This window comes from Neisseria sp. P0001.S005, assembly GCF_051963715.1.
Window position 1 is genome coordinate 1 of the sequence record NZ_JBQCTZ010000281.1, and the last position, 3,593, is coordinate 3,593.

General features: G+C 45.8%; 5 protein-coding genes. 1 reads left to right on the forward strand and 4 read right to left on the reverse strand.

The window, feature by feature from the left end; all coding sequences use genetic code 11:
• Nucleotides 1-323 precede the first annotated feature (323 nt).
• On the forward strand, nt 324-707 hold the full coding sequence (locus tag ACTHSP_RS18815; RefSeq protein WP_311460082.1) for a YkvA family protein: 384 nt from the start codon (nt 324-326) through the stop codon (nt 705-707).
• 84 nt (nt 708-791) lie between these two features.
• Here the strand turns inward: ACTHSP_RS18815 and ACTHSP_RS18820 are convergent, their stop codons facing one another.
• From ACTHSP_RS18820 to dapF, 4 genes are all read right to left on the reverse strand, one after another.
• A complete protein-coding gene (locus ACTHSP_RS18820; protein WP_314511460.1) occupies nt 792-1,301 on the reverse strand; it encodes a membrane lipoprotein lipid attachment site-containing protein in 510 nt (169 codons plus the stop codon).
• Nucleotides 1,302-1,446: 145 nt separating this feature from the next.
• The gene (gene cysK, locus ACTHSP_RS18825; protein WP_314511458.1) at nt 1,447-2,379 is read right to left on the reverse strand and encodes a cysteine synthase A; all 933 of its coding nucleotides are present in this window, start codon (nt 2,377-2,379) and stop codon (nt 1,447-1,449) included.
• 106 nt (nt 2,380-2,485) lie between these two features.
• Complete coding sequence (locus tag ACTHSP_RS18830; RefSeq protein WP_063068032.1) at nt 2,486-3,088, reverse strand: hypothetical protein; 603 nt, start codon at nt 3,086-3,088, stop codon at nt 2,486-2,488.
• Nucleotides 3,085-3,593: diaminopimelate epimerase (gene dapF / locus ACTHSP_RS18835; RefSeq protein ID WP_440346664.1), on the reverse strand; the 509-nt coding region annotated here is incomplete at its 5' end. The genes ACTHSP_RS18830 and dapF, both read right to left, overlap by 4 nt.

Genomic DNA, 3,593 nt, shown 5'->3' on the forward strand with positions numbered 1-3,593 from the left:
ACTAATAAAATCAAACAATCATTCTTAGATTTTTTTTTGCGTGGCTAGCCTTTTTTGTTACTTTCCTGCAATTAAGCATCTCCCCATCAAAGCACTTACGATAACATCATTATTGTTTGAGAATTGTATCTATTGTGAGATAAATTCTCACTCTTGATACCTAATCTTTACAAAGGCATAAGCCATTCTTAACTTATTACCATTGCATTATCACCACTACTCTTACATAGTTATACATTCAAAGACATTTCATCCATCTCTAGATGGACTAAAATACGGCACAACACCAACAATGTTTCCATACCTTATAAGGAAGCTGCATCATGACACACTCCCCTCATCAAAACACACCCGATCCGGAAGACTACATCCCCTCCTTCCGCCGTCGAAACTTGGACACATCCGGTTTTATGAAAAAACTCGGACGCTTTGCCGGCCGCCTGGGCAAACCTATTGTCCGACAGCTTTATGCACTTTATTACCTTTGGGAATCCGAACACACGCCTAAACGGGCCAAAATGATTATTGTCGGCGCACTGGTTTATTTTCTCAGCCCTATCGACAGCATTCCCGACCTTCTGATTCCATTTGGCTTCAGCGATGACATTGCCGTCATTGCGCTGGTTTATTCTCAGATGAAAAACTATCTGACCGAAGATATTCAAGAAAAAGCCCGTCAAGCGGCTGACAAGCTGTTTGGTTCTTAATTGGATACAATTCGACTACACATATATAAATACAAAAAGAAGGCCGTCTGAATATTCAGACGGCCTTCTCAGTTTATGACTTTTTTATTTCAAAGGTTGCATACCCATAACTTCCATCAGGAAATTGGTAAACGCAGGATTGCTTGGCTTGGTATCCATGTTTTTCCAACGCTGTTGCCAACCGCGCAAAGCACCTTGGATGTACTGTTTGGATTGCTCGGTAGTAATTTCACCACGTTGGCTGTCAACGGCAGAACGCAGATAAACTTCGTACATACTGTCATCGACAGAGTTACGTCCCACTTGTTGGATACGGAAGCGGTTCAAATATTGGGCTGCCTGAACTTTGGTCAGACTACCTTGGCTCACTTGGGTACTCAAGCGACGTGCTTCATCATGAATCTTGGAAACATCTGTCCAATGCGAAGGAGCTAAATGATAACCGGTAGCTGAAACTTGTGAATCAGCCTTAGGTTTCTTAACGTTGGTTGGTCGAACTGGCACTTCTTTCAATGTTGGAACATAAATTGATTCACAACCGGCAAGTACCGCCACAGCAAGGATAGGAAGAATGTATTTTTTCATAGTGCGCATTATAAGCATGATTCGTTGAAGAAACCAACTTTTGAATAACAGTATTCAAAGCTCATTAACTGAATTACAACAGATTTCATACGATATCTCAAGCCCATACGCAAAAAAGGCCGTCTGAAAACGGCCTTTTAACAACAATCCTATATTATGCCAAATCAGCAAAAAGCGGCGTAGAAAGATAGCGTTCACCATACGATGGCAACAAGACAACAATCAGCTTGCCTTCGTTTTCAGTTTTTTTAGCCAGTTGCAATGCGCTCCATACCGCGGCACCGGAAGAAATACCTACTAAAATGCCTTCTTTTTCAGCCATAGCGCGCGCAGTTTCAAACGCTGCTTCGTTAGGTACTTTGACAATACTGTCGTAAACAGTCGTATTCAAAACGCTGGGGATAAAGCCTGCACCCAAACCTTGAATCGGATGCGGGCCTTTTTCACCACCACTCAATACTGGGGAAGCTTCAGGCTCGACAGCCACGATTTGAACTTCGGGTTTGTATTTTTTCAACACTTCGCCCACGCCGGTAATCGTACCGCCTGTACCCACACCGGCCACGAAAATATCAACTTGGCCGTCTGTATCGCGCCAAATTTCTTCGGCAGTGGTTTTGCGGTGAACTTCAGGATTGGCCTCGTTATCAAATTGGCGCGGCATGAAATAAGTGCCCGGATGTTCGTCCACTAAAGATTGGGCTTTGGCAATAGCGCCTGCCATGCCTTCGGCAGCAGGAGTCAAAATCAATTCTGCACCAAACGCACGCAGCAGCATTTTGCGTTCTTTACTCATGCTTTCAGGCATGGTGATGGCCAATTTATAACCGCGGGCCGCGCACACCATGGCCAAACCGATACCGGTATTGCCGCTGGTCGCCTCCACGATAACGGTATCTTTATTGATTTTACCGGCTTGCTCGGCCGCTTCAATCATGGCTTCGGCAATACGGTCTTTTACGCTGCTGCCCGGATTGAAAAATTCAAGTTTAACGGCGATTTGCGCTTTTAAACCTTCGGTCAGGCGGTTCAGTTTCACCAGAGGTGTGTTGCCGATCAGCTCGGTAATATTATTTGCAATTTTCATTTCCTGCTCCTGATTTAGATGTAATACAGCCTGCATATTAAACTCAGGCCGTCTGAAAAACCAATATCGAAAATTTCTTTCTTTATAACTTTTGGTTCAAGCGCGGTCAATATCCACTGCGCTCAAAAATCAATGCAACGGCAACCACAGCCTGCATCACGACGGCAACCATCCAGCCTGCCCACATCTGCCGCATACTGAAAAGAGAGGCAGACTGCTTGCACACGACCACGCGGTGCAGATAAAACACCAGCATCAACACGCCCTGCAATGCAAACCAATAAATGGGTTTCAAAGCATAAATTTTCAGTAAGGCCACCCATGCAAAAACCGAGCCTGCCAGCGGCAAGATGAAATAAACCACGCCTGCCAAGAAAACAAAAGCCAAAGTCATGACGACATTGGAAACCGCAAATAAGGTCAAACCAGCATATTCGCCTGCCGACCAAAACTTTTTGTCTTCCGTTTTACTGCAGTCATCAATAAAGAAGAAAATACTGGCGATTGTCAGATAAAAATGAGGGATGAACAAAGGGCCTGTATGCGTAAAACCCCACATTCCAGGCAACAAGCGTGCGCCCAGTGCCGAAATCCCCAGCCACAACAACACCGTAGCCCAAAGCCATTGAAACCGCTGTGCGCGAAAAATAAATGCCAACGATACTGCAGCATACGCGACGGCAAACCAAAAATCCAAAGAAACCATCATGAATACTGCAACTCGCCTTCAAAAACGGTTTCAGCAGGGCCGGTCATTTGCACATCGCCACCTTCTTCCCAACTGATAAACAATTCGCCGCCAGGCAAAGTAACACGCACAGGCATACCCGCTTTCAGCAAACCATTGCGCACGCCTGCCACCACCGCCGCACACGCTCCGGTGCCGCAAGCCTGAGTTTCCCCCACCCCGCGTTCAAACACGCGCAAGCGAACTGACAATTCATCTTCAACCTGCAAAAAGCCGACATTGACCTGTTCAGGAAACTGCTCGTGCGATTCAATAGCGCCGCCCCAATGCTCCACCGGTGCGGTTTCAACATTATCAACCAAAATCACCGCATGCGGATTACCCATATTCACACAGCTTACCGGTACAGATTCCAAACCGACCAAGACAATATGTGTCAACGCATCTTCATTTTCACCATGTGCAGGCACAAACGGAATTTCAGACGGCATGAAACGCGGTTTACCCATATTGACGGTAACCAAAC

Bases quoted from the DNA above. Each gene is read 5' to 3' on its own strand.
- cysK (WP_314511458.1), bottom strand. From the start codon at position 2,379: ATGAAAATTGCAAATAATATTACCGAGCTGATCGGCAACACACCTCTG.
- ACTHSP_RS18815 (WP_311460082.1), top strand. From the start codon at position 324: ATGACACACTCCCCTCATCAAAACACACCCGATCCGGAAGACTACATC.
- ACTHSP_RS18830 (WP_063068032.1), bottom strand. From the start codon at position 3,088: ATGATGGTTTCTTTGGATTTTTGGTTTGCCGTCGCGTATGCTGCAGTA.
- ACTHSP_RS18820 (WP_314511460.1), bottom strand. From the start codon at position 1,301: ATGCGCACTATGAAAAAATACATTCTTCCTATCCTTGCTGTGGCGGTA.